Annotated in this window: 28 protein-coding genes; 16 read left to right on the top strand and 12 right to left on the bottom strand. The window is 49.7% G+C overall.

The window, feature by feature from the left end:
* The first annotated feature begins 115 nt into the window (after window positions 1-115).
* The 7 genes from GA003_18225 to GA003_18255 all read left to right on the top strand — a co-directional run bounded on the left by GA003_18225 (window position 116) and on the right by GA003_18255 (window position 7,508).
* Window positions 116-1,012 carry a hypothetical protein gene (locus GA003_18225; GenBank protein ID QXD27919.1) on the top strand — a complete coding sequence of 299 codons (897 nt, stop codon included), beginning with the start codon at window positions 116-118 and terminating at the stop codon, window positions 1,010-1,012.
* 21 nt (window positions 1,013-1,033) lie between these two features.
* Entirely contained in the window at window positions 1,034-2,338 is a 1,305-nt protein-coding gene (gene murA, locus GA003_18230; protein QXD27920.1) for a UDP-N-acetylglucosamine 1-carboxyvinyltransferase, read from the top strand.
* A gap of 3 nt (window positions 2,339-2,341) precedes the next feature.
* Complete coding sequence (gene ruvB, locus GA003_18235) at window positions 2,342-3,409, top strand: Holliday junction branch migration DNA helicase RuvB (GenBank protein QXD27921.1); 1,068 nt, start codon at window positions 2,342-2,344, stop codon at window positions 3,407-3,409.
* A gap of 89 nt (window positions 3,410-3,498) precedes the next feature.
* Window positions 3,499-4,089 (top strand): hypothetical protein, encoded by a 591-nt coding sequence (locus GA003_18240; protein ID QXD27922.1) that lies wholly within the window; start codon window positions 3,499-3,501, stop codon window positions 4,087-4,089.
* A gap of 21 nt (window positions 4,090-4,110) precedes the next feature.
* Entirely contained in the window at window positions 4,111-4,797 is a 687-nt protein-coding gene (locus GA003_18245; protein ID QXD27923.1) for a hypothetical protein, read from the top strand.
* 235 nt (window positions 4,798-5,032) lie between these two features.
* The gene (locus GA003_18250; GenBank protein ID QXD27924.1) at window positions 5,033-6,079 is read left to right on the top strand and encodes a hypothetical protein; all 1,047 of its coding nucleotides are present in this window, start codon (window positions 5,033-5,035) and stop codon (window positions 6,077-6,079) included.
* 40 nt (window positions 6,080-6,119) lie between these two features.
* Window positions 6,120-7,508 carry a sulfatase-like hydrolase/transferase gene (locus tag GA003_18255; protein ID QXD27925.1) on the top strand — a complete coding sequence of 463 codons (1,389 nt, stop codon included), beginning with the start codon at window positions 6,120-6,122 and terminating at the stop codon, window positions 7,506-7,508.
* Window positions 7,509-7,923: 415 nt separating this feature from the next.
* On the opposite strand, the gene GA003_18260 is transcribed toward GA003_18255, so the two are convergent.
* The gene (locus GA003_18260; protein ID QXD27926.1) at window positions 7,924-8,877 is read right to left on the bottom strand and encodes a CPBP family intramembrane metalloprotease; all 954 of its coding nucleotides are present in this window, start codon (window positions 8,875-8,877) and stop codon (window positions 7,924-7,926) included.
* A 50-nt stretch (window positions 8,878-8,927) separates the two neighbouring features.
* Window positions 8,928-9,830, bottom strand: coding sequence for a lysophospholipid acyltransferase family protein (locus tag GA003_18265; GenBank protein ID QXD27927.1), 903 nt, complete (start codon window positions 9,828-9,830; stop codon window positions 8,928-8,930).
* 313 nt (window positions 9,831-10,143) lie between these two features.
* Between GA003_18265 and GA003_18270 the strand changes: the two genes are divergently transcribed.
* Genes GA003_18270 through GA003_18280 form a run of 3 tightly spaced genes read left to right on the top strand, consistent with a single transcriptional unit; the run spans window position 10,144 to window position 12,700 of the window.
* Window positions 10,144-11,991: a carbamoyltransferase gene (locus tag GA003_18270; GenBank protein QXD27928.1), complete on the top strand. Its 1,848-nt coding sequence runs from the start codon at window positions 10,144-10,146 to the stop codon at window positions 11,989-11,991.
* 28 nt (window positions 11,992-12,019) lie between these two features.
* Window positions 12,020-12,460: a hypothetical protein gene (locus GA003_18275; protein ID QXD27929.1), complete on the top strand. Its 441-nt coding sequence runs from the start codon at window positions 12,020-12,022 to the stop codon at window positions 12,458-12,460.
* A gap of 24 nt (window positions 12,461-12,484) precedes the next feature.
* Complete coding sequence (locus GA003_18280; protein ID QXD27930.1) at window positions 12,485-12,700, top strand: hypothetical protein; 216 nt, start codon at window positions 12,485-12,487, stop codon at window positions 12,698-12,700.
* 56 nt (window positions 12,701-12,756) lie between these two features.
* On the opposite strand, the gene GA003_18285 is transcribed toward GA003_18280, so the two are convergent.
* Window positions 12,757-13,122 (bottom strand): nickel-responsive transcriptional regulator NikR, encoded by a 366-nt coding sequence (locus GA003_18285; GenBank protein ID QXD27931.1) that lies wholly within the window; start codon window positions 13,120-13,122, stop codon window positions 12,757-12,759.
* Between the two features lie 323 nt (window positions 13,123-13,445).
* Here GA003_18285 and GA003_18290 point away from each other — a divergent pair, with 323 nt between their 5' ends.
* On the top strand, window positions 13,446-13,664 hold the full coding sequence (locus GA003_18290) for a hypothetical protein (protein QXD27932.1): 219 nt from the start codon (window positions 13,446-13,448) through the stop codon (window positions 13,662-13,664).
* On the opposite strand, the gene GA003_18295 is transcribed toward GA003_18290, so the two are convergent.
* Both GA003_18295 and GA003_18300 read right to left on the bottom strand, forming a co-directional pair.
* Window positions 13,661-14,770 (bottom strand): HupE/UreJ family protein, encoded by a 1,110-nt coding sequence (locus tag GA003_18295; GenBank protein QXD27933.1) that lies wholly within the window; start codon window positions 14,768-14,770, stop codon window positions 13,661-13,663. The two genes, GA003_18290 and GA003_18295, sit on opposite strands and share 4 nt — an antisense overlap.
* Before the next feature lie 17 nt (window positions 14,771-14,787).
* Window positions 14,788-16,665 carry an amidohydrolase family protein gene (locus GA003_18300; GenBank protein ID QXD27934.1) on the bottom strand — a complete coding sequence of 626 codons (1,878 nt, stop codon included), beginning with the start codon at window positions 16,663-16,665 and terminating at the stop codon, window positions 14,788-14,790.
* A 273-nt stretch (window positions 16,666-16,938) separates the two neighbouring features.
* Between GA003_18300 and GA003_18305 the strand changes: the two genes are divergently transcribed.
* The gene (locus GA003_18305) at window positions 16,939-17,736 is read left to right on the top strand and encodes an MBL fold metallo-hydrolase (protein QXD27935.1); all 798 of its coding nucleotides are present in this window, start codon (window positions 16,939-16,941) and stop codon (window positions 17,734-17,736) included.
* A 52-nt stretch (window positions 17,737-17,788) separates the two neighbouring features.
* On the opposite strand, the gene GA003_18310 is transcribed toward GA003_18305, so the two are convergent.
* Window positions 17,789-17,968 carry a hypothetical protein gene (locus GA003_18310; GenBank protein ID QXD27936.1) on the bottom strand — a complete coding sequence of 60 codons (180 nt, stop codon included), beginning with the start codon at window positions 17,966-17,968 and terminating at the stop codon, window positions 17,789-17,791.
* A gap of 325 nt (window positions 17,969-18,293) precedes the next feature.
* Between GA003_18310 and pyk the strand changes: the two genes are divergently transcribed.
* A complete protein-coding gene (gene pyk, locus GA003_18315) occupies window positions 18,294-19,721 on the top strand; it encodes a pyruvate kinase (GenBank protein QXD27937.1) in 1,428 nt (475 codons plus the stop codon).
* A gap of 474 nt (window positions 19,722-20,195) precedes the next feature.
* Here the strand turns inward: pyk and GA003_18320 are convergent, their stop codons facing one another.
* The 5 genes from GA003_18320 to GA003_18340 all read right to left on the bottom strand — a co-directional run bounded on the left by GA003_18320 (window position 20,196) and on the right by GA003_18340 (window position 23,620).
* On the bottom strand, window positions 20,196-20,999 hold the full coding sequence (locus GA003_18320; protein ID QXD27938.1) for a VacJ family lipoprotein: 804 nt from the start codon (window positions 20,997-20,999) through the stop codon (window positions 20,196-20,198).
* Window positions 20,996-21,595, bottom strand: a complete 600-nt coding sequence (locus GA003_18325; GenBank protein ID QXD27939.1) for an ABC transporter substrate-binding protein — start codon at window positions 21,593-21,595, stop codon at window positions 20,996-20,998. Before GA003_18325 ends, GA003_18320 begins: the two co-directional genes overlap by 4 nt.
* A gap of 80 nt (window positions 21,596-21,675) precedes the next feature.
* Window positions 21,676-22,128 (bottom strand): outer membrane lipid asymmetry maintenance protein MlaD, encoded by a 453-nt coding sequence (gene mlaD, locus GA003_18330; GenBank protein QXD27940.1) that lies wholly within the window; start codon window positions 22,126-22,128, stop codon window positions 21,676-21,678.
* Window positions 22,125-22,841, bottom strand: coding sequence for an ATP-binding cassette domain-containing protein (locus tag GA003_18335; GenBank protein QXD27941.1), 717 nt, complete (start codon window positions 22,839-22,841; stop codon window positions 22,125-22,127). The genes mlaD and GA003_18335 overlap by 4 nt, the downstream gene beginning before the upstream one ends.
* The gene (locus tag GA003_18340; GenBank protein QXD27942.1) at window positions 22,838-23,620 is read right to left on the bottom strand and encodes an MlaE family lipid ABC transporter permease subunit; all 783 of its coding nucleotides are present in this window, start codon (window positions 23,618-23,620) and stop codon (window positions 22,838-22,840) included. Before GA003_18340 ends, GA003_18335 begins: the two co-directional genes overlap by 4 nt.
* A gap of 266 nt (window positions 23,621-23,886) precedes the next feature.
* On the opposite strand from GA003_18340, the gene GA003_18345 reads away from it, so the two are divergent.
* A complete protein-coding gene (locus GA003_18345; GenBank protein ID QXD27943.1) occupies window positions 23,887-24,510 on the top strand; it encodes a hypothetical protein in 624 nt (207 codons plus the stop codon).
* On the opposite strand, the gene GA003_18350 is transcribed toward GA003_18345, so the two are convergent.
* Window positions 24,507-25,106, bottom strand: coding sequence for a TIGR04282 family arsenosugar biosynthesis glycosyltransferase (locus tag GA003_18350; GenBank protein ID QXD27944.1), 600 nt, complete (start codon window positions 25,104-25,106; stop codon window positions 24,507-24,509). The genes GA003_18345 and GA003_18350 overlap by 4 nt on opposite strands.
* Before the next feature lie 141 nt (window positions 25,107-25,247).
* Between GA003_18350 and GA003_18355 the strand changes: the two genes are divergently transcribed.
* Window positions 25,248-25,859 (top strand): TetR/AcrR family transcriptional regulator, encoded by a 612-nt coding sequence (locus tag GA003_18355; protein QXD27945.1) that lies wholly within the window; start codon window positions 25,248-25,250, stop codon window positions 25,857-25,859.
* Window positions 25,860-25,959: 100 nt separating this feature from the next.
* The gene (locus GA003_18360) at window positions 25,960-26,712 is read left to right on the top strand and encodes a hypothetical protein (GenBank protein ID QXD27946.1); all 753 of its coding nucleotides are present in this window, start codon (window positions 25,960-25,962) and stop codon (window positions 26,710-26,712) included.
* Window positions 26,713-26,748: the final 36 nt, after the last annotated feature.

Consider the following 26,748-nt stretch of genomic DNA (forward strand, 5'->3'; position numbering starts at 1 on the left):
GAATGACTTGCACATCTGATATCTCATTCCCTACCTCTCAAAAGCCTTCGCTGCCTGCCTCCCACGTATGTGACCTCCTCAATACATCCAAAAACCATCAAGATAAGATCTTACCATGCCCGAATTTGAAGAGGCCAAACCCGTTAATACCAAAACCGATTACGATCTGAATTCTGAAGATTTTTCAGCTCCATCAAAGTCATCACAACCATCTGTTCCTACACCACCAAGACCCTCACAGAGTAATAACCCTGCTCCACAAAGGCGATCCAGATACAAAAGCGAAAGGAAGCCGGCCCCTAAGAAGTCGGTGCCTCAGTCCAGTACTTCGTCACCGAGCAAGCCGGCTTCAGAGCCACAGCCAAAGCAGGGGCAGAAAGCCAAAGACTCCGGGCAAAGCGCCCAAGAGCCTAAAAAGCGGGAGCAGAAACCACGCGCTCAACATCTGTCTGAGGACGGAGATAATCAAGGCAACGCCAAGAAACGACCACGTCGTAGACGGCCACAGAATCGTAATCGGAACCGCAACCGTTCAGACCAGAACGACCAGGACGATTCTAAAGGTCCAAGAAACCAGCGCCCTCGTAACCAACAGAATCGCTATGGGAATCGGGAACATGGACAACCCAGGCAAAACCGTAATAGAAATCCGAACCGGCGTAACCAACCTAGAAAGCCGGCCAAGAAAGGGTTTTTCGCATCGATCATTTCCAGCATAAAGGGTCTCTTTGGTATCAAAGAAGAGGAACCCAAGAAACGATATCGTCATCGCGGTCCACGCAAACGTCGTCCAAGACGCCGCAAGAACCACAATCAAGGCAACCGTCCACAAGGCCAAGAAAACCACAAAGGCGGCAACAAACCACACGCTAAGTCGGAGGGTGGTGGTGATCCAGAAAATGCTAAAAAACGGCCACGCCGCAGAAGCCGGAGACGCAATCGCCGCCCACAGCAAGACAACCAGAATTCTGAAGCTTCTTCCAAACCGGAAAGTAAGCCCGAAGCCTCTTAACCTCGAGCTTGTCTCAACCCTATGGAAGTCATGCGAATCGAGGGTGGTAACACTCTCAGCGGAAACATCCCCGTAAGCGGGGCCAAAAACGCGGCCTTACCCATATTTGCCGCCACTTTACTCACCGGAGAAACATGCATTCTGAGGAATGTGCCCAACCTGAGCGATATCCGCTTCATGGCACAAATCCTTGAGCACCTGGGAGCGCAGGTAGAACAAGTGGATCCTACAACCTGGGAAATAACTGCCAAAGACATATCCCACCGGGCGCCTTATGATCTTGTCCGCAAAATGCGGGCCTCGGTCTGTCTCATGGGACCTTTGTCCGGTCGTCTGAAAAAGGCCGAGATATCGCTCCCAGGGGGCTGCGTCATCGGCCCACGCCCGATCGACATGCACATCAAAGGTTTCAGTGGCCTGGGCATAGATGTGACAGTCGACAAAGGATACGTCTTTCTGGATGCGGCAAATGCCGAGGGGAAACCGATCTTCCTGGGAGGCCGTCATGGCAGCACAGTCACCGGAACGGCCAATGTACTCATGGCTGCTGTCCTTACACCCGGTAAGAGCGTCATCGAATGCGCCGCTTGCGAGCCGGAAGTTGTCGATCTCTGCAAGATGCTGGTTTCCATGGGGGCCGATATCGATGGCATTGGGAGCCCTACCCTGACCATCAGAGGAGTCGAAAAACTCGGCGGTTGTGACTACACGATTTTGCCAGATCGAATTGAAGCCGGCACGTTTCTCATCGCCGGAGCCTTAGCAGGCGAGAATTTAACGGTAGATAACCTCCGCGTCTCCGACCAAGCAGCTCTGATTGATAAGCTCACGGAAGCGGGCGTACCGCTGACCATAAACTCCGAGACCTCCATTACCGTGAGCAAGAGCACTTCCCCTCTAAAACCGGTCGATGTGGTCACACACCCCCACCCTGGCTTCCCGACTGACGTTCAGGCACAAATGAGTACGCTCATGGCCGTCACTCAGGGCATCAGCATCATCACTGAAAAGATTTTCCCAAACCGATTCATGCACGTGCCCGAACTTCAGCGCATGGGAGCGGACATCGCCATTGAAGGTCCCAATGCCATTGTAAAAGGCCAGGAAAAGCTTTCCGGTGCTCCGGTCATGGCTTCTGACCTCCGTGCCAGTGCGGCACTCATATTGGCAGGACTCGTTGCGGAAGGAACTACCTGGGTACTTCGTATCTATCACCTGGACCGCGGTTACGACAAAATTGATGAAAAACTAAGAGCAGTGGGTGCCGTCATTGATCGGCTACCAGAAAAAGACATGCCGCAAGATTTGAATCCTGAAGCAGCTTGATCCTTGGACGACGAAAACTCAGACGTACCCGAAAAAGGAGTACACTTTATTCAAGACGCATTGGAGAATAAAAATACCTCTAGCGACAACAAGCTACGCCCACCCAGTTTCGAAGATTTTACCGGCCAGGCCAAAACCCTGGAACGGCTCGAGATCATGGTCGGAGCTGCTCGCGATCGAGAGGATGCACTCAGCCATATTTTATTTAGCGGGCCTCCAGGCTTAGGTAAAACCACTTTGGCTTTGATTTTGGGGAATGAGATGGATCGTACGGTTCGCATCACCTCCGGACCCATCATTGAAAAGCCAGGCGATCTGGCAGGATTGCTCACCAACCTGGAAGAAGGTGATCTTCTCTTCATCGATGAGATTCATCGCATTTCCAAAACGGTAGAAGAGTACCTCTACTCGGCCATGGAAGATTTCCGGATCGATATCATGATCGACCAAGGACCGAATGCTCGCAGTGTTCGGTTGAACATTCCTAGGTTTACTTTGGTTGGCGCCACTACTCGCATGGGCATGCTCACAGCTCCATTGCGTAGCAGGTTCACTTTACAAACACGTCTCGATTACTACGACCATGCCGCGCTCAATTCAATTGTCATGCGCTCGTGCAAGCTCTTGGAGATTCCAGCAGAAGAAGAAGGCACTCAGGAAATCGCGAGGCGTGCCCGCGGAACACCAAGAATTGCAAACAACCTGGTGCATTTTGTCCGCGACTATGCCGAACAACGTGGCGATGGAATCATTAATTTGAAAATGGCACAAGCAGCACTTGAGCTGCTCGAGATCGACGACAATGGACTCGACGAAATGGACAAACGTTTGATGAAAATCATGGCGAACAATTATCGTGGTGGTCCGGTTGGATTAGGAACCCTAGCCGTTGCGGTCGGCGAAGAAGAGGATACACTAGCTGAGGTCCATGAGCCCTTCCTCATTCAAGGAGGCTACATCCAACGCACTCCTCAAGGCCGTGTTCTGTCATCCAAAGGCTACCGAGCGATTGGTCTCTCAGATCTTACCAGCAAAAATACCGACGATTCCCAAGAGCAGTTCCATATCTAAGGCACCAAAGGTAAAAAGGCTTTAAAAGCAGCCTCCGAACTCCATCTAGGAACAATTGAGCGTATAGGTTCAGTCTTTTGAATCTACGCATGAAACTTTTTCGGACATTGTGCCTCGTTCAGCTAGTCGCTTCAGGACTTCTGAATGCCCAGGAGGCAAACCATATCTTAGCTCCATCCATCAATCCTCCCAGCTTGCCAGCAAACCCCTGGGAATTGCCTGAGAAGCAGAACGACACTCCCCAAGCACCCTTAGCAACGCCCTCCACTGAATGGACCTTTCACAGCACCGCCGATGGCAGCCGCCCGGATGGGAACGAGCAGCAAATGATGTGGCTTATGAATCGGGCACGCAGCAATCCGGCGCGTGAAGGCATCTGGTTAGCGGATGGATTAACTCAAGGAAATGTCACCAGTGCCATTCGCTACTTTGGTGTAGATCTAGACGTGCTCAAAGCAGAGTTCGCCGCCATCAACGAAGCTCCACCCGCCGCATTTGACGCTCGGCTTTGGAAGGGGTCAAAAGATCACTCAGGCGACCTCATAGCTCGGGATGCCCAAGACCACAATGGCCAGTTCAACAAGCTGAGCAACTACTTCACCTACAATGACGGTTCGGCCAGTGTGTTCTCCTATTCTAAGGACGCGGTTCACGCACACGCCGGATTCAACATCGACTGAGGTGGAAACGATGGCACGGGCATGCAAACCGGTCGCGGTCACAGACGAGCTCTTATGGATACGAATGGTTCAGGTCTATCGAATACCGGAATCGCTATGATACCTGATAACAACAATTCCAACTCAGTCGGTCCACTTATAACCAGTATCGGGTATGTGCGCGCACGAACGAGTGTCGCTAACCACTATAACCGTAACATCGTCGGAACCATCTGGACGGACACCAACGACAACGACCAATACGATCCCGGTGAGCGACATGGTGGAGTTAGTATCATGCCCGATCGTGGAGACTTTTATACCGTCACCGGAGACCATGGAGGCTTTGCCATTCCTGCTACGGAGAGTGGCACCTACATTATTACCATTTCTGGAGGCGCGATTGGCCAAGCACAACAACGAGTCTTAGAAGTCAGTTCTGAGAGCGTACTCATGATCTGGAATCAGGCAGACACCTGGGACGATCCTGTCGATCTAGTCATCCCTGAAGCGCCACCTATTACGATGCAGGTTGTGAGTGAACAGACTCGAGTCTCATGGAAAGAAGAGGAAGGACTCCACTACCAGCTTCGCCGCTCCAATAATCTAGTCTCCTGGACTGAGGACCATCGTACCATCCAATCCTCCGGTTCAACCCGCTACTTTACCCTCACTCAAACCGACATCGAACAACGGCATTTTTTCAACTTGGTCGTTACAGTCGAATAAAGTCTACTTGTTAGGTAGGGCAATAGCGTCCGGCTATGCCGAACGAATGTGTTGAAGACGACATGTTAGGTTGATTTCGTTTCACTCAAAACTCGCTCCTCTCTTTGATGTATTGTCCCTCGCCCTGTGCCCCTTGTCCGGTTCAAACTGCTACTTTGCCCTAACTCAAAACAACATTTTTTTCAACCAGCTCATTACGGTCGAGTGAAGTCTCTCGTCCCGCGCAACTTGGCTAATGAACCGTGCTCGCACAAATCCGATCGAAGAAGGCAAGTGGCTCGTGGGCGATATTTTAACCCTGCCCAACAATGTTACCACAGAATTCAATTTTCGAGGAATCAGCAAAGATTTGGTCCGCGAGGAGTTTGCAGCCATTGCAACCAAGCCACCAAGCGCCTTTGACAGGCGCCTCTACGAAGCCTCCAAAGCTCACTCTGGATACATGATTTCGATAGACACGCAAACACACGATGGCCAGTTCCAGAGAGTCTCTCAGGCAGGATTCTACGGAAACGGAGGAGCTGCCAGCGTATTCTGGAGAGCCCAGGATGGTGTGCATGGCCATGCGGTGCTCAACATAGATTGGGGCGGTGGCACTCCCGACGGATTACAAACCGGACGCGGCCACCGTCGATCCATTCATGCCGACAATGGGCTATGGACCAATGTGGGGCTGGCAATGGTCGCAGACGAAAATACACAAAATCAGGCAGGCCCCCTGGTTACCAGCATAGCTTACTATCGAGCATCTACATTCGGAACAAGCGACCACTACAACCGCTTCATCGTAGGAACCATCTGGACCGATACGAACGGAAACAGCCAATACGATCCAGGAGAGGGTCACGGCGGAGTTGGGATTCTTCCTGACATTGGACAATTCACTGCCATTACCGGTGATGCTGGAGGTTTTGCAATTCCCGCAACCGAGGAAGGGACCTATACAATAACGACCTGGGGACGAGCCATTACTGAACCACAAGAACGCAAGGTCACCGTTCAGGACCAGAACGTCCTCATGATCTGGAAGGAGGTCGACAAGTGGCCGGATCCACCGGTAGCGGAAGCACCTGTTCTCCAAGTCGCTCGCAACGGCTCGCATGAATTCTCATTCATGGTTAAAGACGGTCAATCCTATCAATTGCGAAACACCACAGATTTCAGCACCTTCCAAAACGACCCCCGTACGATCAGCATGGATGGCGATTTCTACCGTTTTACAGTTACTCAAGTTGACATAGATTCCGGCACCTTTTTCGCCATCCAGGCAACAGTAAATTAGTCGCTGGTCATTTTCGCCCTATTACTTCACCTCTAACTTTATGTCATCCATTCATCGGTCTAGCCTTTACCTATTCTTTGCTCTCGCCTCTTCGCTTTTCAGCTCACCCAACGTTCTTCTCATCTACACCGATGACCTTGGCTACGGAGATTTGGGCTGCTATGGGCACCCGGTTATTCAAACACCCAACATCGATCAGTTGGCGGCAGACGGTCTTCGCCTGACTCAGCACTATGCGCCATCGGCACTTTGTTCACCTTCACGTGCTGCCCTACTCACAGGTCGCACACCCTATAGAACCGGGATACAAAGTTGGATTCCCGAAGACACAGGGATCTATCTACACAAGCAAGAGCTCACGATTGCGGAGCTACTCAAAGAGCAGGGATATAGTACCGCCATCATTGGGAAATGGCACTTGAACAGTGACCTCGGAAACCGGGAGGAACCACAGCCTTCAGATAATGGGTTCGACTATTCCTACGGACACAATGCATTCCAAACGCCGACCAATAGGAACCCCAACAATGTGTATCGCAATGGGAAACACCTGGGCGTCGTCGAAGGCTTCACCGCAGAAATCTATGCCGACGAATCCATTGCCTGGCTGAAACAAAGAAAAGCCGAAGACGAACCATTCTTCCTATACTTAGCTCCGGCCGAACCTCATACGCCTTTGGAGAATCCAGATGGGTTCAACGAAATGTATTCAGAATACAGTTACGGACCGATTGTGCCCATTCCATCAGGCGGGGCCATTCCTTACGAAAAACTGAATGCAAATGGGCCGGGCGAATATTACGCCAACATCACGACCATGGATCATCACGTGGGAAGAGTTCTCAAAGCAGTCGATGAGCTAGGCTTCCGAGACAATACCCTGGTCATATTTTCAAGTGACAACGGCCCGGTCACTTCTGACTGGATCAACTGGTGGGAAACGAATGCCTACGGAAGCACCGGGGGCTACCGTGGACGCAAGCATGGGCTCTATGAAGGAGGGCTCCGAGTGCCAGCCATCATTCGTTACCCAGGTGCCATCCAAGCCGGAAGCGTTTCGGCCGAACTTTCCATTGGCATGGATTTATTTACAACCATCCTCAAGCAAACATCCGCAAGAGTACCCAACGATCGGATACTAGATGGCATAGACCTATCACCCCTCTTCAAAGGGCAGCCACTCCCGGCGGAGCGTGGTTTCTTTTGGGCACTGCCTACACGCTGGAATAAAGATTTCGTTTATCGTCGCGGAGATTGGAAACTCATTCTGGATAGCAGCCACGAACCGATTGAGCTGTACAATCTAAAGGACGATAAACTCGAGTTCTTCAATCGGACCAACGAAGAAAGAAACATCGTTTCCCAGCTGATGGCCGGGTTCTCAGCAATCTGGACTTCGATTCAGAATGATCCGTTGAGGCCGAACTAACACCATTCTAAAACGGTTGCCTCGGCGATGCGACCCTACCTTTCCTCGAACAACCAGACCTCTGACAATCCTAAGTCTTTCAGCATGTCCCGAGACTTTCTAATTGTGTTTTCATGGATTAAAGCTGTCGTGCTTAATAACTGTTCCGAGAAGCAAAGCTTCGACAAGACCGGGCTTGAAAAGAACCGGAACAAGAAGAAGGAGGCACACACGGCATGTCGGTCCGCCGTGTCGTGCCGTATCCTCTGGCGAAGGCTGAAGGATGGAAGTAAACACCCATGTAGGATTTCAATCGCAATCAAAACGAAAATACAGATATCTTCTAAATAAATGTTTCTGTTTAATTCCATCCGATGAAAATGCATATCGGCCATATGATTCGAACATTTTTCGTGGGCGCCCAGATTTTCTGAGGTCAAGAATTGGGGTCGCGGTTGCTGAACTTCATCAGCAAGCAAAACATTACGACAAATCCAATAAGAAAGAGGGTAACCAAATATCCATCTGCCACGCGCTCAGTTCCGAAAAAGGGATGCGCTCCTTCAACTTCATTAAAGGTTTTGAAGAGGCTTTGGATACAAACGACCCAGCCGGCATGGAGGCCGACACAGGTCCAAAGGTTTTTAGTGTAGAGGAAGGCCAGGCATAAAAGCACGCCTACCAAGAACAGGTTGAAAAATAACAGTGGCTCAAAACCGGTGGTGAAGGCGGTCAAGGTCCCCCAGATCGCGGTCAGACTATCGTCGAATCCAATCTGTGCTGGCGGGATATGCTCCATGACTTCATCCGCCATTTTAAAGTGGAGATAGGCAAAAAAGAGGGAGGATCCAATGATCGCCGGAATGGGCTTAAGCGCGGTGTAAAAGGTCCTGAAAACAAATCCGCGAAAAAAGGTTTCTTCCATGAGGCCAATGAGAATGGCACCGATGAGACCGAGGCCCACTTTCTCCAGCTGATAACCCCAGGTCCAATTGTCGCGGGGTTCCAAGATACCAAATCCGAAATCAACCAGGTAAACGATACTCATCATACCAACGCCAATAGCGAACCACTTTCGAAAGTGCCCCCATCCACCTTCCAGGTAACCGAGCCGCTTCCATGAAAGCAGATTGGCCTTTTTCATTAATACCGGGAACAGGATGAGCAAACAGAGTAACCGCCCGCGATCAAAGTAATCGGAAAAGGGTTTGTTTGCCAGGTAGCTTTGCGTTTCAGGGTCCAATAAATGAACCAGTCGGAAGACCAAAGGAGCAACCACAGCTGAAAAAAGCAGTGAGCCAAAGTAGAGAATGACAATCAGCCAAATCCCTTTAAAGGAAGTTTCTTCCTCCTTCAAATCATAGAGTTGGAAAAAGGAATCTCGTTTCATGGAGAGGAAGAATTAGGCGGACAGTTTCTCTAAATAGGTATCAGTCGCTATCAAGCGCAGACGGCCGCATTTTTCCATCGGTCGTAGTGCCAAGTCCACTGCTCTGGATATTGATCCACAACTCCTTCAATCGCAGTGGCCATTCTTTGGGTCAGCTCATTCGTGTCTTTAATCCCATGGCCAGCCGGAACTACCTCACTGGAAATGAGCTCGTAATGCATGGGACCTTTTCGAACACAGAAAACCGCATAGACTGGGGCATCAGCGATGCGGGCTGCTATCGCAGGGCCACACACAAATTCTGTCTCTCTACCCAAAAAATTTACAGTCGTCTTTCTCCCTCCAGCTGGACGCTGATCCATCACCACGCCGAGGAGTCCACCCTTCTTCAACGCATTGACCATCTCCTTTAACACGAGCGGTCGATCACTGAGCATCACTTTCATCCCCAAACGAGCACGAAACTTGTCGAAGAAGCGAGTGAGGGCTTTACAACTGGGTCGGCGAGCAAGTGCATAGCAGTTGGATTGAGTCAGATTCGACATCGCCCAACCGACAGATTCCCAGCTTCCTAGATGTGCCGATACAACAATGCAGCCGGTTCCATTATCACGGTCTTTTGCCAAAAGTGATTCAAATTGCTTTTTGCCGTCAATTCGTAACAGTTTCTGGTTACATGAGAATTTTAAGGTCTCCAGGGCAGAGCAAATATGGCTGAAGAATGTTTGTTTCTCAAATTCTCTGGCAGCCTCGCTACCGATAGGTAGTTCTCGCATCTGCGCCAGATTTTGCCTCAAGATCTGGATATCACGCCCCACAAACCCACGTCCCACGAAACAAATACAACGCGCAACGAGGGGAACTAAGCGCTTGGGAGTAAATTTTAGCAGCAATAGAATAAAGTCGTAAACGGAAAGAACCAGCGATTCTTTGAAAGTGGCCTGATCGGTCATAAATGATATCAACGAGACCCAATGCTTCGTCCTCCATGTGTAGGAACAAGGAGGAATGGTCTCAAAACGAAGAAAGAAGAATGGTAAAATTAATCGAAGATGCCAAACGCTTACTGGCATCCACAGAGCTCATAAGAAAACAGAGCAAGTAATCTAAAGGCAAGCGCAGATGCATATGACAGAAAAATGCGAAAATACTATTTCCAGGGAGTCCCCCCTTGAAGAGGCTTAGAGGATAGCCCAATTCAGTGGATTCAATGATTAGAAGCGTAATCGAGTCCAATCTTCCAGCATCCTATACCCTCTATACTACATGAGCCGAATCCTCGGAATTTCAGCGTTTTACCATGACAGTGCAGCGGCATTAGTTGTAGACGGTGACATTATCGCTGCGGCCCAGGAAGAACGTTTTACCCGTATCAAACACGATCACGAGTTTCCCACCCATGCGGTCAAATACTGCCTGGAAGAAGCCGGAATCGAGCCCGAGGACCTCGATTACGTCGTATTCTACGATAAACCTTTGCAAAAGTTTGATCGCCTGCTTGAAACCTACGTTGCCTACGCTCCATCAGGTTTTCGCTCATTTCTCATGGCCATGCCCTTGTGGCTAAAAACCAAGCTTCACCTGCCCCGGGAAATTAAGAAAGCACTGGATAAGCGGTATAAGAAACGCATCGCCTTCACGGGACACCATGAATCTCACGCAGCCAGTGCCTTCTTTCCCTCACCTTACGAGGAATCCGCCCTTTTGACCCTGGATGGGGTGGGTGAATGGGATACCGTTACCATCGGGCACGGAAAAGGAAATGAGATTGAGTTGATAAAGTCACTCCACTTTCCCCACTCACTTGGGCTCCTTTACAGCGCATTCACCTATTTCTGCGGATTCCGTGTTAATTCGGGTGAGTATAAGCTCATGGGGCTCGCGCCCTATGGTGAGCCAAAATATGCAGACAAGATTTTAGAGCACCTGATCGACCTGAAAGAAGATGGCTCCCTTGCCATGAACATGAAGTATTTCAACTACTGCCAGGGTCTAACGATGACCTCCCCAGAGATGGATGCTTTGTTCGATGGACCTCCCAGGACTTCTGAGACTGAGATTTCACAACGTGAAATGGATTTGGCCGCGTCCATCCAAAAGGTAACTGAAGAGGCTGTTTTCCGCATGGCCAAAACAGCCAAGAAGCTAACGGGTTCCAAGAACCTCTGTCTGGCCGGAGGGGTTGCGTTGAATTGTGTAGCCAATGGTAAGCTGCTTCGTTCCGGGATTTTTGAAAATGTCTTTATCACGCCCGCATCCGGTGACGCCGGAGGAGCATTGGGAGCGGCCTTGTTCGTGCACCACCAATTGCTGAAAAATGAGCGTAAGGTTGTCGAAGGTAAGGACTCCATCAAAGGATCATTTCTGGGACCTGTTCATAAGAATGAGGACATCAAGGCATTCCTCGATAAAAGGGACATCCCTTACAACTATTTTGAAAAGGAAGAAGAGCTTCTAGAAGCCACCGCCAATGAAATGGTGGACCTGAATGTGATAGGCTGGTTCAGCGGCCGCATGGAATTCGGACCACGTGCTTTGGGAGGCCGAAGTATCATCGGTGATCCAAGAAGTGAGGCAATGCAGTCGCAAATGAACTTACGTATTAAGTTCCGTGAGTCGTTCCGTCCTTTCGCTCCCTGCGTATTGGCCGAAGAAGTGAGCGATTATTTTGATCTCGATCGCGAATCGCCCTACATGCTTATCGTCGCCGATGTTAAGAAAGAGCATTGGAATGAACTCACGGAAGAACAACGCGAGCAGATGAAACATCCGGATCTTCGCAAACGGGTCAATGTACCTCGCTCTACGCTACCTGCGATTACCCATGTTGACATGAGTGCCCGTATTCAAACCGTCGATGAAGAACGCCACGGACGTTACTATCGACTGATGAAAGAGTTTAAACGCCAAACCGGTTGCGGTGTCATCGTGAACACCTCGTTCAACATTCGCGGTGAACCCATCGTTAATACGCCGGCCGACGCCTACCGTTGTTTTATGGCGAGTGATATGGATGTCCTCGTCCTCGAGAACTGCCTTCTCCGTAAGAAGGAACAACCCCTAATAGACGAAGCCACTAAGAAAAAATATATCGAAAGCTTCGATCTCGATTAATCCTTTTTAAGACCAACCTATTCGAAACATGGTAAATCCTTTCAAAGAAGTAAATTGGAACCCCAATATAGAAGAACGGCGGACCTTCGCAAAAAGTCTCATCATTGGCTTTCCTTGTGTCGCCCTTGCCCTACTCCTCATCGGCAGACTTACATCCGGCAACTGGAATACAGAGCTCTCACTCTGGATCGGTGGAGTCGGCATCGCACTCGGCATCATTTTCTGGATCATTCCTCAAACTGCCAAACCCTTCTACCTCCTCTGGTACTGCATTGCCTGCTGTATCGGAATCGTTTTGGGCAACGTGCTTCTCGGACTGGTCTTCTATATTTGGGTAACCATTATCGGCTTAATCATGAAGCTGTTAGGACGGGATCCTCTACGCCGCACCATCGATAAGGATGCGGAGACTTACTGGGTCGATGTTGAGAAGATCGAAGATCCCACCCGCTACTACCGCCAATTTTAATTTAAACCTCAACCTGCTCCTTCAATGAGTAACGAAGATACCAACCAAGCACCGGAAAAGAACGAGTTTGCCGCAGGCAGCAATGAGCAAAATGCAGGCATCGTCAGCGAGTTTGTCCAATTCCTTAAAACGAATAAAAAGTATTGGATGATTCCTCTTTTGGTAACCTTGCTCGCATTGGGTGCCTTGATCATCCTTGGCGGAACCTCCGCGGCACCGTTTATCTACACACTCTTCTAATAAGAGCTTAGAGAAAAATTAGACTAGCTTGGGGGTTTATTCACCCCCATCCTGGCTCACCGCCCATGCACTGGAGGCATGATCTTTGAAGTAAGGCTGAGTTCGCCCGAACTGACGCCTTTGCAGGTCAACATACGATCAGTGATAAACCGCAGGTTCTTAACCGGACCCTGAACCAGAACCACCTCCATAATGTAATTACCTTCGAGTAATACGTCGTGGGTGCTGATGACTTCTTCGACATGTTCGCGTTGGACCTTTTTGAGCTTTTGCAGGAGCCCTGGCTTGGTCGAATCATAGAACAATGTGATCGTTCCAGCCATGATCATGTCGTCATCCTCCCGATGATGGGCATTCACCCGTTCCTGAATCATCTCGGAGATAGCCTGGGAGCGATTATGAAACCCACGCTCAGACGCCATTCGATCAAGCTCTGCCGCCAAATGCTGGGGTTATGAAATGCTGATTCGTTGGACGGCAGTCTTATTGGGGACACTTACTTTCGTTTTAGGTATCTCCAAAACAATCGTAGCAGTTTGCAATACATGGCAAGGCAAACGGGATTCAAAGCCGTCACTTCATAGCCATTCGTAATACTTTTTGCACATAATATATTACCTGGAGGTAATTGGCGCAGAATTGGTCTGATTCCTGTATTCCCCTGTCTCGACGGTGAACATCTCATCGTCGCTGAAAATTAAATCGGAAAATTAAGCCAGCACCGGAAAGGCCCGGTTTAGTTCGAGTGGAAAAGGATGGCGTGAAAATCGAAGGCGAAGAATGGCAGTTTCCCCGCTCGTCGGTTGGAGATTTTCTGGCCAAAATTAAGCAGCCGCTGGGCTTGGGAGAGGTGGAGCTTTCAGATGGTCGCCTGTGCCATGGTTTTCTTTGCGAAGCAGTCGCTACAGGAGACGCAACTGACATTATTACAACAGCTGGTTGGCGCAATTTCCAGGCAGGCTAGAACCGTTGCACTACCCAAAATAGAGCCACCATTGAAATGCTCAGGGATACGGGAAGCACGATCCGTCGATGATACCAGGGACGTTTTCGAAACCAGGCTACAGCCATAAAGAGTAAAATAAGAAAGCTCAGCTGTCCCAACTCAACGCCGATATTGAAGGCAAAGAGAGAGAGTAAAAAGTCAGCTTGTGGTTCCATAAGCCCGGACAGTGCGGACGCAAAGCCCATGCCATGCAACAAGCCAAAGGCTCCAATCAATGCCAAGCGAGTTTTGGGATGTTTGAATCGGAAGGTATTCTCAACTCCAATCCATAAAATGGATAAGGCGATCAAGAGTTCTATCAACTGTACAGGTGGCTCAATAATACGATAGCTGGCTAATCCCAGAGTGAAAGTATGCGCTACTGTAAATACACTGACCTGCAGCAGGAGCTGACGCCCATTGGACGCAGCCAGGAAAATACCCAAGACAAACAGCAGATGATCCCATCCCCCGGGGAGAATGTGAAGAAAACCCAGTCGCACATAATTGCTGAATACTTCTAAGGTCGGAGCCTCATTGGCATCAGCGGCGATCGTATCCGGGACCTCTCTGTTAACAATAAAAAGAGGACTCGATTGACTAGCCACCAGCCAGCGGCTCTTGCTCTTACCTGTAATGGCGGAACGCATTGTAAGCGCGATCGGTTCTTCAAAATTCATCTGCGGCAAGAAAGTCACCTGCATGGTCCCTTCGATTGAAGGAATATGCCCGGATAAGGCGACTTGAGTTCTCGGCCAGATAAACGGGTTTTCAAAATTCTTTTTTGACGCGTCTTCCGGAGGTAGCACCGATGTCACCTTAAGGGGCAGGGATTGGGCATTGATGCGAATATCGATAGATTCGGCCAAGATACTCCAAAGCTCATCCTGTTCCGACATTGCGGCTTCTGAGTCCAACTGCGAAAAGGCATAATAGGCGTCCGGCGTTTCAAGCTCTTTAGAAAGATCAACCTTAACCTCCACCTCAACCTTCCCCTCCTGGTCAATCAAAAGTTGAACCTGGGTCATGTTGAGCAGATGGGCCGATAGAGAGCCTGCCCCAAAGAAGCAGGCCGCTATGAGCATAAACCTATACACCCGATTCACCAAACAACCGGGTGCGTTTCTCCGTTGGTCACATTCACAAAGCCGCCTTCATTTCCCTCGTAGGGAGCAACCAATTGCCATTGCCAGGGCGATGCAGTAAGGAATGCAAAACGCATCCTTTCAGGTAATCCCGGGCTGCCAATCCAATCCATCTCATCGGCAGCGTTGTGAAGGGCTTCGACTTCAGCTGCCACTTCGTTCACCGGCCTGGCAGTGATCAAGCCCGCCAGCTCCAAACGTACGGTAGCTACGACTTCACCTTCTGAGACGAGGGCCCATCCACCTTGCATGTCAGCGACGGTATTGGCTGCCAAAGCCATCGCGTCATCGTCATTTCCCAAAACCCAGATATTGTGCAGGTCGTGCGACTGCGAGCTGGCAAGGGCGGATTTGGCAGTGATGGGTCCCACGTTCTTCCAAAACATTTTGGAGACTGCAGCATTGCCATGATACCGATCGACAACTGCTACTTTGCTGATTTCTCTGATCGTATCAGGATAAACAATACCGTTCCTTACTGGCATTGTATCTCTCATGAACTCAGGTGCAAAATAGAAGGGCTGCATCAAAGCAATATTCACTTCTGTCCTACCTTCAGGTGCCTGAATGATAAAATCGTCCGCCTTCAGAGTCCGGCCGACGTTCATCGTCTTCGCTATCCAATCGGGATAGCTGATCGTAGGAACCTCGAGCAGGTACTGCGTACCTTTGGAGGCGAGTTTGCCATTCGCGATGACCCGGGTAATTGAAACGGTCTCAGGATCATCCAGTAGAACCACATCTGCAAACCGACCGGGGGCAACAGAACCAACGAGGTGTTCCACATGAAAATGCCGCGCAGTGTTATAACTTCCCATCTGGTAGGCTGCGATTACCGGAACACCACTCGTGATGGCGTTGCGGATATTGTAATCCATAGCACCAAGCTGAATTGTGGCGGCTACGTCCCGGTCATCCGTGGTTACCGAAATATTACTCCAATCGCTTAGCCCATTTTCTATCAGGTAAGGGAAAAGCGTCCGAGCCGTATCAGGTCGCACTTCGAGAAACACCCCGGCGCGCACCTTGATCAGTCCTTCCTCATTCCGGCGTACTTCGTGGTCGGACGACAACCCGGCGGCCGAAAACGCATTGATCTCGTTGGGAGTATACAAGCCCGATCCATGCCCTTCCACCACTCCACGGTTTTCCCAGGTGGCACGGATCATTCCCCAGATGCGTTCATTACCCGGTGAATCCGGATTACTGACTGCCGGCCAATCCATAACCTCACCGAGGCCTGGGACACGGATGTCGTATTTCATAAAACCATCCATTTCTTTGTGACCGTAGTAGCCACCTCCAAATTCATAGACCGTGGGCGGAGTCGCCGATCCAATGGTCGGGAAAATCTTTAGCGGACTTCCCGCATCTTCCGCCTTGAGCCAAAACTCGGCATTATAATTGCCCACCACATTGGACAATTCGTGGGACCCTTCCATCGTCCATGTATTACCGCGGGGAATCACCAGGGCGGCCTCGTACTCGGGTGTGAGATAGCTGCTTTCTATATGCTTGTGGGATTCTCCAAAGCCGGGAACCGCCCACTCATTCCGCGCATCGATTTCAGCAAGTGCTTCTCCGCCCCAGGTACCCGTAGCTCCTACCCAGGCAATACGCTTGCCTTTGATAACAATATCCTGATCCGGCAACCATTCGCTGGTAAAGACATTCAAAACCGTAGGCCCGCGGATGATCAGGTCTGCTGATTCCCGTTCCAGGGCCGTGGCAAGCAGAGATTGGCGAATCTCTACCTCTTCTTTGAGGTCGTAGCCCGTCGCAAACAATGGAACGAGCAAGAAAAATAACAGGCATAGCGCAGAGCGAATAATCATCAGTAAAATAGGAAATTAAGTGAAGGAATATGGCAGCTCACCAAGTATGGGCGACATAGAACTATGTTTATCAGCAAGAACCAGGCCCGATAAAAGTCTATTAGCAAAGGGTAAACCGTCCAAGGACCTGATGGTTTTGTCTCCTCAACTTTCTATCGGATATTGAATGGGTTCAAGCAGGAGTGGGTGCAGCCAATTAATAGAAGCAAAAATCTTCAAGTTGTCCTCAAAAACACTTGATGCGCATCCACCCATCTCGCTGAATGAGCTTACATGGCAATGCGCTTCACCATTTTGGGAAGCAGCAGCTCTGGCAACTGCAGCCTCCTTGCTACCAACCACTGTAAAATCCTGATCGACGCCGGCTACACGGGCAAACAAGTATGCAACTTGTTGGCCTCCGTGGGTGAATCGATCGAGGACGTGGACGCTGTGTTCCTAACTCATGAACACTCCGATCACACAGCTGGAATCCGGGGGTTGAGTCGCTTTGAGCACCTGGAATTTTACGCCAATCGAGATACCGCACAGGCGGTGCAATCGAAGTTGAAGAAGCGACCGGCCTGGAAGCTATTTGATACCGGAAGCACGTTTGATTTTCGCGACCTCACGGTCACCAGTTTTTCCATCCCACACGATGCTTACGACCCTGTGGGCTTTGTGTTTAAAAATGGCAATGGCGATCTCTTTACCCCTCACCGAAGCCTGGCCTGGGCGACCGACCTGGGCTATGTGTCGGAGCTCGTTCGTGAACGGATTCGCCACGTCGATGTACTAGTCCTCGAAGCCAACCACGACGCGGACATGCTCAATCAGGACACCAAGCGTCCCTGGTCAGTAAAACAGCGTATTATAGGTCGCCATGGGCACCTGTCGAATCGCGCGGCGAAGGAGTTGCTCGATTCCATGGAAGAACCCTGGTGGAAGCGCGTTTATCTTGCTCATCTAAGTAAGGACTGTAACTCCGTGGAGAAAGTAGCAGCTACGGTTACGAATGGAAAACATCACCAGCGGAACTATGAGATCCACGTGGTGCCACCTGGAGAGACCCTCCCTCCCTTCGAGATCTGAGGGGTTTAGCGGATGGGTGGAATAATGGATACCCTATTATTTGTATTCCATCTCAGTTGTGATTACCAACTTCTGCCACATTCGTTTCCACCCATCCTTGGGCCAACATGCCAGCTGTTCCGGTCTGCTGCGCATCCGGTCTTGTCATAGCATGGCTACTCGGAAGCCTCCCGCCTAGCTCAATCACGCAGCGAAGTGCGCTCACTCGCCAGTTCGTCGTTAAGCCTGACATCTAGATCTCATAAACCCCTCAGATCAGCTCGCGGATGTTTCAAAAGTCATAAAAATATTCTGCGAAACACAAAACTACCCCTAATGCCAAACCGGAGCTCTTGTTCCGGTTCTGCTTCGCAGCCCGGTCATGTCGCTTCGCTCGGAACTCTTCCTCTTTCCTTCTTCTTTCTCCAATGGCCAATTCCGCAGTGCTCATCCGCGGCTACACTCAAATCCCTCTATTTTCTTTTTGTATCGGAACGGGGCCTGCTTAGGTTACAGTCCTGAGGAAGACTGATTCCGCATCTCATCCGATTCTAAAAGGCTTCACTCTGAATAAGTTCATGAAACAATTGTACCGACATACCAAAATCATTTTCACGATAGGGCCCGCAACCGAAAGCGAAGAGATGCTCGAGCAGCTCATCAACGAAGGGGTCGATGTCTGCCGCATTAATATGGCTCATGCTACTCACGAATGGACCAAAACCACCGTGGCACGTATTCGGATGGTCAGTGAAAAATTGGGTAGAGAGATTTCCATAATGATGGATATCAAAGGGCCAGAGATTCGGACCTGTCCTCTGGATGAAGCGATCCAATTGAAGGAAGGGGACCGGGTTGACCTTTCCACCGAAGCAAACACATTCAAACGGGACGAAGATGGGGGCTATCCCGTTCTAGGAGTGAACTACCCTTCCCTCATTGAGGACTTGTCCGCTGGAAACAAAATCCAAGTCGATAATGGACTGCTCAAGTTTGAAGTATTGGAGGTGACTGATTCCAGAATCCAATGCAAAGTTCTGATTGGGGGTAAGCTAACAAGTAGGCGCCACATAAACCTTCCGGGAGTAAAGGTGAACCTACCGGCGATCACCCAAAAGGACAAAAACGATGTTCAAGTGGGAGTCGAAGCCGGGGTGGACCAATTTGCCCTCTCCTTCGTCAGGGAAGCCACCGACATAGATACTTTGCGTGAGCATTTAGTGAGCATTGGATCTCAATCCAGAGTTGTGGCTAAGATTGAGGATCAGACAGCCATCAGCAATCTCGACGAAATCATTCGAGCTGCCGACAGCCTGATGGTTGCTCGGGGAGATCTGGGAATTGAGTGTTCTTTGGAGGAACTGCCCATCATACAGCGCAAAGCAGTTAAGAAGTGTTTGAAACTGGGCAAACCGGTCATCGTTGCGACCCACATGCTGGAATCGATGATTGAAAATCCGGTGCCTACGCGAGCAGAAGTTACCGATGTAGCAAACGCCGTCTTTGAGCAAGCGGACTGCATCATGCTTTCGGGCGAAACCACAATTGGAAAATTTCCCCTGGAGTGTGTGAAGGTGTTCAAGCGGATCGCACTTCGCATCGAAAGATCTGGTGGAGCGGGCTTCGCGGAAGGCCGCATACTCAAAGGACCCAAGACGATGATGCTCCGCTCGGCAAAGATCTTGGCCGAAGAACTTAAAGATACTCCGATCTTGGTGTTTACCCGTACAGGTAGATTGGGAGAGATTCTTTCATCTTTGAGATGCCAAGCCCCCATCTATGCCTTTACCGATCGCCCACGTATACTCAGGCACTTGGTCACCCTTTGGGGAATAGAACCTTTCTCAATGGAATTCGATGAGGATCCTGAACAAACGATTCAAGACGCTTTCAAGGTGATGCTAGAAAGAGACTGGGTCAAAAAAGGGCAAACACTGGTCGTCATTACCAACGCCCTGGCCCATGGCCGCATCATCGATACCCTGCAATTGAGGTATGTGGATTAGGAAGGGGGCGCGGGACGAGGGGCACGAGGCGAGGGGTTGAAAATCGTCCTCGAACTCCTACTCGCCCTTGGCTGTTTCCTCATCCACGGTATTATGTTCAGGCTATTGCTACAGACGTGGCTTTGGTAGGGCAATTGCTTCCAGCAATGCCGTTTTAAGAAGGAGGAGAAGAGAACGAGGACAATTGAAAAAAGCTACAATACCCAAACTCAAACTACGCGTCTGGTGAAGCCTAGATGTGGAGCTTAACGACTGTTCCGAGAAGCGTAGCGCCGACAAGACCGGGCTCAAAGAGAACCGGAACAGTGCGAGGGCGCGAACTCTGGTGCGTAACCGAGTAATGAAGGAGGCACACTCCTCATGTAGGCGAGAGGATGGGTGTATATCAGTTCCCAGTTAGCAAATCCTCAAAATCCGATTTTCACCCTCCATCCAATTCCGAATCCTATACATCCATCCGTCCAAGCGGGCAGGTTACTCGGAAATCTGGCTCATCCGATACTGACTGAGCCCATCCTTCATTGCTTCATAGGGATCGATCGCAGATTCAGTGAAGTGCATGTAGGTGTAAATCAAACGCGGCGAGTCAGATACAAAATCAACTACTCCAAAAATCGTCCGATCTGTAGAATCATCCAATAAGGTCCAAGGCTCGGAAACCGGGTGCGCCCAACGATCACAATAGCGCCCGACAAAGTCACGCGCATTGGTAGGGCCTAAAAACGGAAGCACTATATAAAAGCCTTCACCGACACCCCAGGCACCCAGCGCCTGGCCAATATCTTCAACGGGGGGATTCAATCCCTCAAACTGATCGGAAGCCTTATGAAATCCTGCCAACCCAATCGTTGAGTTCACCAGGAACTTTCCGGTCTCCTGGAAAGATTCCTCCACTTTTAGCTGCAATAGATTTCCTGCTAAGCGCACAGGAAACTTCACATTGTCGAAAAAATTGCTCAATCCATTCTCAACCGGATCTGGTGTGACATCATGATAAAACTGAGCTACAGGCCCCAGCAGCTTCATGTAGAAAAAATCATTAAACTCAAAGAGGGTCCGATTGAGCCCAATCAGGGGATCCGGAACAGTATGCACCTCCTCAAACTCTTCCTCAAAGAGGTCCTCATCGCTAAGAAAAGAGTCTTGGGCAGAGAGTGGCTTCGCCAAAAAGAGGCTGAGGCAAAATAAGGTAGCCACGCTCGAAAGAGTGTGGACCCCCGAGTCCTGCAATTTCTTCCTCGGTGTCACCACCGATGCTACATTAAAGTCACCTATCATAGCGCTTCCAATTTATTCTCTAATTGGTCAATGAGCTCGTCCCCACCCTTCTTAAGAAAATGAGAGTCAAACTGCTTGCGATAATTACTTACGATGCTCACACCCTCGACGAGCAGATCGTAGACCTGCCAACCCGATTCCAGGCGAGCCAAACGGTAAGACAAGTTGATCTTATTGTCCGGCAGCGTAAGCACCGAAGAAATTTCGATTTTGTTGGCTGACAACTCTAAAGGCTTTTCAAAACTTACCGTTGGGCGCACACCTTTTTTGAACTCCTTGGTATAAGTGTGAATCATCAACTCGGTTGCCAGGTCAATAATCTGCTTCTGTTGGTCTTCGCTTAGCTTGGCCCAATTGCGGCCTAAAGTGCGACGCACCAACACATCGAAGGAAAAGCTTTGCTCAAGCGCTTCTAACACCTGAGTGCGAAGCTGTTCAACGCTCATTGAATCATCAGCCTGGTACATCACATCGATGACGGCTTCGACCGTGGCTTGCAGTTTTTCCTCTGGTTTATCCTGCCCGAAAAGGGGGATGGAGATCAGAATGGAACTGACTAGAACGATGAGGGGCTTGTTGAGGAGATGTGGTTTCATTTTTTTGTTTGGTAGACCTTGAGGGAGATGACTTACGAAAGCGGGAAAAGTTTCAAACGATTTTGTGGAAATAGCTGATCCTATTCTTCGTCAATACTGCCGAAGGCAAACCGACTGATGAGGTCCTCAATGTCGACAGCTGATTCGGTATCGACAATGACTTCACCGGCTTCAAGAGGAATCCTCGAGCCACCTGGGTTGAGAGCGAGAAATTTATCTCCAATCAATCCGGTTGATTTGATGGAAGCGATCGTATCGTCGTCGAGTACCAGGCCTGTCGGCAGTTTGATTTCTACCATGGCGACCATTTGTTCCTTATTAAGAGTAATGCTGCCAACTGTTCCCACCTTGACGCCGGCTATCTGCACGGAACTGCCTTCGTTGAGCCCACCGGCATTTAGAAAACGAGCCTGCAAACTGTAGTGATCGCCAGCCCAACGATTACTGCCGACCTGAAGCGCCAGATACAAGATGGCGATCAAGCCGATAAGGACAAAGATTCCGACGGTGAGTTCTACTTTTTTAGAGTTCATGAAATGGATTGGAGTTTAGGTTCCAGAAAGGTTTTTAAATCGGAAGGCGAGTTCGTAAGTAATTCAGAGGGCGATCCCCAGAACGCAATCTTGCCCTGGTCGAGCCAGGCGACCTGGTCAGAGATTTCAAACACCTCAGGAACATCGTGGCTGACCATGATCACGGTGAAACCAAATTGCTGACGGTACTGACGAATCATATCGAAGACGCTAAATTTGCGTTCGGGATCGAGACCCGTAGTCGGTTCATCAAAGAGGATGATCTCTGGCTGGGTAATCAATGCCCGAGCAAGCGCTACCCGTTTCTGCATACCACCGGATATTTCGGCCGGGTATTTTGCCGACGCATTTTCAAGGTCGAGCTTTGCCAGCATAGCAGTGACACGATCGTTAAGCTCAGACTTCGAAACGCGCTCACTTTCTCGAACCGGCAGAGCTACATTATCGAATACGGTCATCGAGTCGAAGAGTGCGTTCTGCTGAAAGAGGTAGCTGCAGTGAGGGACGGGATCACCATTGTCCAAGGCAATCGTTCCCGCATCAGCTTCGAGCAATCCAGCAATACATTTCAAAAATACGGACTTCCCAATGCCACTTCTTCCAATGAGAGTGGTGTGCTTGCCAAGCGGAACTTCCAGATCGATCGTATCCAAGATCACCTGATCACCAAATCGTTTACTGAGCCCCTGTATCAATAATTTGGATGCGCTCATGCCTGAAGAAGAAAGGAAGTGATAATGTAATCCGCAGCGAGGATCACGATACTTGAGTAAACGACCGCACGAGTCGTCGTTTGCGAAACACCACGAGCACCCGGCACATCTGATAGTCTGTTTGTGAAGTAGCCATTAAAGGCACAGACGGCGGTTGTCAGAAAACCAAAGGAGATGGCTTTGATAAATCCGTCACGCACATGAGTGAAGGTGACTTCGTCATAGAGCCTATTCCAGTAAGCTCCATGATCGACTCCTAGTAACTCGACACCCGTCAAATGGCCACCCCAGATCGCCACCCAATCAAAGAAAGCCGTCAGTATGGGAAAACAAATGAGTGCGGCCCATAAACGAGGTGAAACTAAAAACCCAAGCGATTGGATACGCATAGTTTCCAAAGCATCGATTTGCTCAGCATTGCGCTGAATGCCCAACTCCGCGGAAAGGGCTGACCCTGCTTGGCCGACGATCATGATGGCGGTAAACACCGGGCCTATTTCCAAGATCGTAGTCAACGATACTGCCTGCCCCAAAAGAGTCTCAGAACTAAAGTTCGATAACACGTAGTAAAGTTGAAGCCCCAGAACCAACCCAGTGAACAGTCCCACGATCAAAACGATCGGCACACAGCGCACGCCGATCTCATAGACCGCCCGAATCAATTTTTCACCGGCGTGTCGTTGACCAAACAAAGAAACCAGTGAGTGCAGGGTAAACACGGTCAGCTGACCCAATTCGGCCACGGCCCCCACCCCTGCTTGTCCTAGTTTTCTTATCATCTGGCTCGTTCTGTTAAACTAACCGGTAGAATGAGATATGGTTCCCCTTTGTCCAAAGAATTTATCCCAGGTCTTAAAATGGCTTCCTCTTCCTCTTCCTCTTCCTCTTCCTCTTCCTCTTCCTCTTCCTCTGCAGGCAATATCCCATATACTTCTTCCCTCGAAAGAAATAACACCGCTCATTTGCAAATTCCGGACTTTCCGTCATTCTATGAGATATCTCCATGAAACCATTCTCCGGCAATCTAACACAATCAAACCTAAGGATGACTCTGCTACTGGTTGCCATTCCATTTGTGGCGCTGACGGTGGGCATCGGTTGGATTGTGCAAGACAGCCCTGCTACAGCTTTCAAAGCGTACCAAAGAGCCTTGAGTATCAGCGACTGGGATGCGGCATTGGAGATTTCTGATAGTAACACCATCGAGTATCTGGAAAGACTCAATGAATGGATCATGGCAGACAGCAGAGAAGAGCTTTACGGGCTCGGCGCATTCGACCAATTCCTTGTTTTAAGAGCACGCTTCGAAGCAAAAAAGAATCCTTGTGAGAGTCTCGACAATACAGAGCTCTACAGCATTTGGATGAAAGCGCTGGACGTTCGTTCGAAGCTCTTAGAGACGAAGATCATGAATCAGTACTACTTTGGAGATATCGCAATTGGTCAGCTGTTCAGCTCCAAAACGCATTCCAACACAGGTTTGAAATTCCGGCTGATTCATGAATCAGGCTGGAAAGTAGATGCGATCGCTCTCATGAGAGCCTATTACGAATCATCAGGTTGTGTCGGAATCAATGAGGAATCAGTGGAGATCGAAAGCCCCACGCATAGCTACCTCAGCCGACATCCGAGTGAATCGCCACGCATGTCCAATCGACATACGCTTTAGTCGTTTCCGCGTATAAATCGCTTTGCCTTCTGCCAGCTTTCCAGGTCATCGACATCCGATTCTTCCTTTAGCAGGGCAACCGACAATCCTTCTCGCTCACAGATACTAAGTGTCGTTTCGCAAACGGATTCAGTTCCCCAATCAACGCCAGCAAACAACTCCGGTCGGCTCTGTTTGATACCGATTAAATAGTAACCGCCATCCATCGCAGGACCAATAACTACATCATTGGTGTCCAGCGCGGCAAAGGCCTCGTCTAATCGTTCCTGATCAACAAAAGGGCAATCACCTCCAAGAAAAATCAGTTTATCACACCCGGTCCTGAACTCCCATTGCATAGAGCGGGTCAAGCGATCACCTAGCCCCTCTCCCTCTTGCAGGTGATATAGGTAATTCGGTCCCAACCAGCCCTCCATCTCAGACAAGGCATCGGGTGTATAATGGACATGCACATTTGCTTCCGGAATCCGTTTCAATAAAAACTCCACCAGCTCGCAGTAAATTATCAAGGCTCCTTCATCCCCGATGGACTTTGCCAAGCGGGTTTTCACAGCTCCAAGGGTCGGAGCTTTCAAAAAGAGGGAAACGACGTTCATTGCTTTAATAATAAAGGACTTTCTAATCCTCATATTATTCCGCGCAGAAGCCCATAACACAGGCAAGCTGTGAAAAACTTAATCTAATCGCTTGACAACATACCAACTGGTCGGTTTTATAATGACCAAAAATTAGAAATCATGTCTCCACACGTCAAAGCACCTGAAGAAACCAGGGCCCGGATCCTCCAGGTCGCCATGGAAGAAATCCATATGCAAGGATTTCAGGGGGTGAGCATTAATAAGATCGTGGAGAAAGCCGGGGTTACCAAGGGAGCCCTCTTCCATCACTTTAAGGGTAAGAATGAGCTCGGATATGCCGTGGTTGACGAGGTCATTAGCAGGGAGATCCACGAGTTCTGGATTAAACCCATAGCCAATTCTGTCGATCCGGTAAAAGATCTGAAGAAGATACTTTTTGAAGCAAAGAACGAATTCCTCGAGAACCCGGAAATGCTCGTAAAAGGCTGCCCTCTGAGCAACTTGGCTCACGAGATGGCTCCCCTGGATACCACTTTCCGGGAAAAGATCGAAAATCAGTTTTCGCGCTGGCGTGGGGTGCTGCAAAAAGCCTTTGAAGCCGGCAAAACCGCTGGCACGGTCAAGCAAGAGGTCGAAGCAGATGTTGCCGCCGTGTTCATCGTCTCAGCCCTCGAAGGCCTCATCTCTACCTGCAAAAGTTCCCACAATATGGAATTAGCAGCAAAAGTTATGAAAGGCTTTTTCGCCTACCTCGACTCACTGAAAAACTAGAAAGAAATAACTCAATATATTTTTTACACCCAAACATACCAACTGGTCGGTTTTTAAAAATTTAACACATCACTCCCATGAAAGACACAACGCCACACCAGTGGAGAACTTCGCGGCCTGGACCATTCGGAACCGCTGGCTGATTTTGATTCTATCAGTTATCTTCACTCTCGGCGCCGGATACGGTGCCAAGAACATTGAGTTCCTGAACAATTATCGGATTTTCTTTTCGGAAGATAACCCTCAGCTACAAGCGTTTGATCAACTCCAACGCGTTTACACCAAAGACGACCAGGTGTTGATCGCGATGACTCCAGCTGGAGGAGATGCGTTTGATCGACAATTCCTCGAGGCCATTGAATGGACCACCGCTGAAGCGTGGAAGCTGCCCTTCACCACTCGGGTCGACTCGATCACTAATTTCCAAAACTCTGTCGCCGAAGCGGACGACCTCTATGTGGATGATTTGATCATCAATCCGACCGCCATGTCGCAAGCTGAGTTGGACTACACACAGGAAACGGCTTTGACCGAACCTCTGCTGGCTGAACGCCTCATCACACAAAAAGCCTACGTGACAGGCGTAAACGTCACTATGACCTTCCCTGAAAAAGACATCACTGAAGGAACCATTGCCGCAGAGGCTGCCCGTGACCTGGAACAGCGAATTAAAAACAAATTTGCCGGTATCGACGTTCACTTAACCGGGATGGTGATGATGAACAACGCGTTAACCGAATCATCGATGATGGATATGCAAACCATCATTCCTCTCATGTATCTGGGAATCATCAGCAGAGGAGTCGCACATCGACGCGGCAATCCGGTGGAAGGGGATCGTGGGCGACTTTGATATTGGGGCACACTATTTCAGAGGAAACGGACGCGA

It is taken from the genome of Opitutia bacterium ISCC 52 (genome assembly GCA_014529675.2).
Taxonomy (GTDB): Bacteria; Verrucomicrobiota; Verrucomicrobiia; order Opitutales; family UBA2995; genus UBA2995.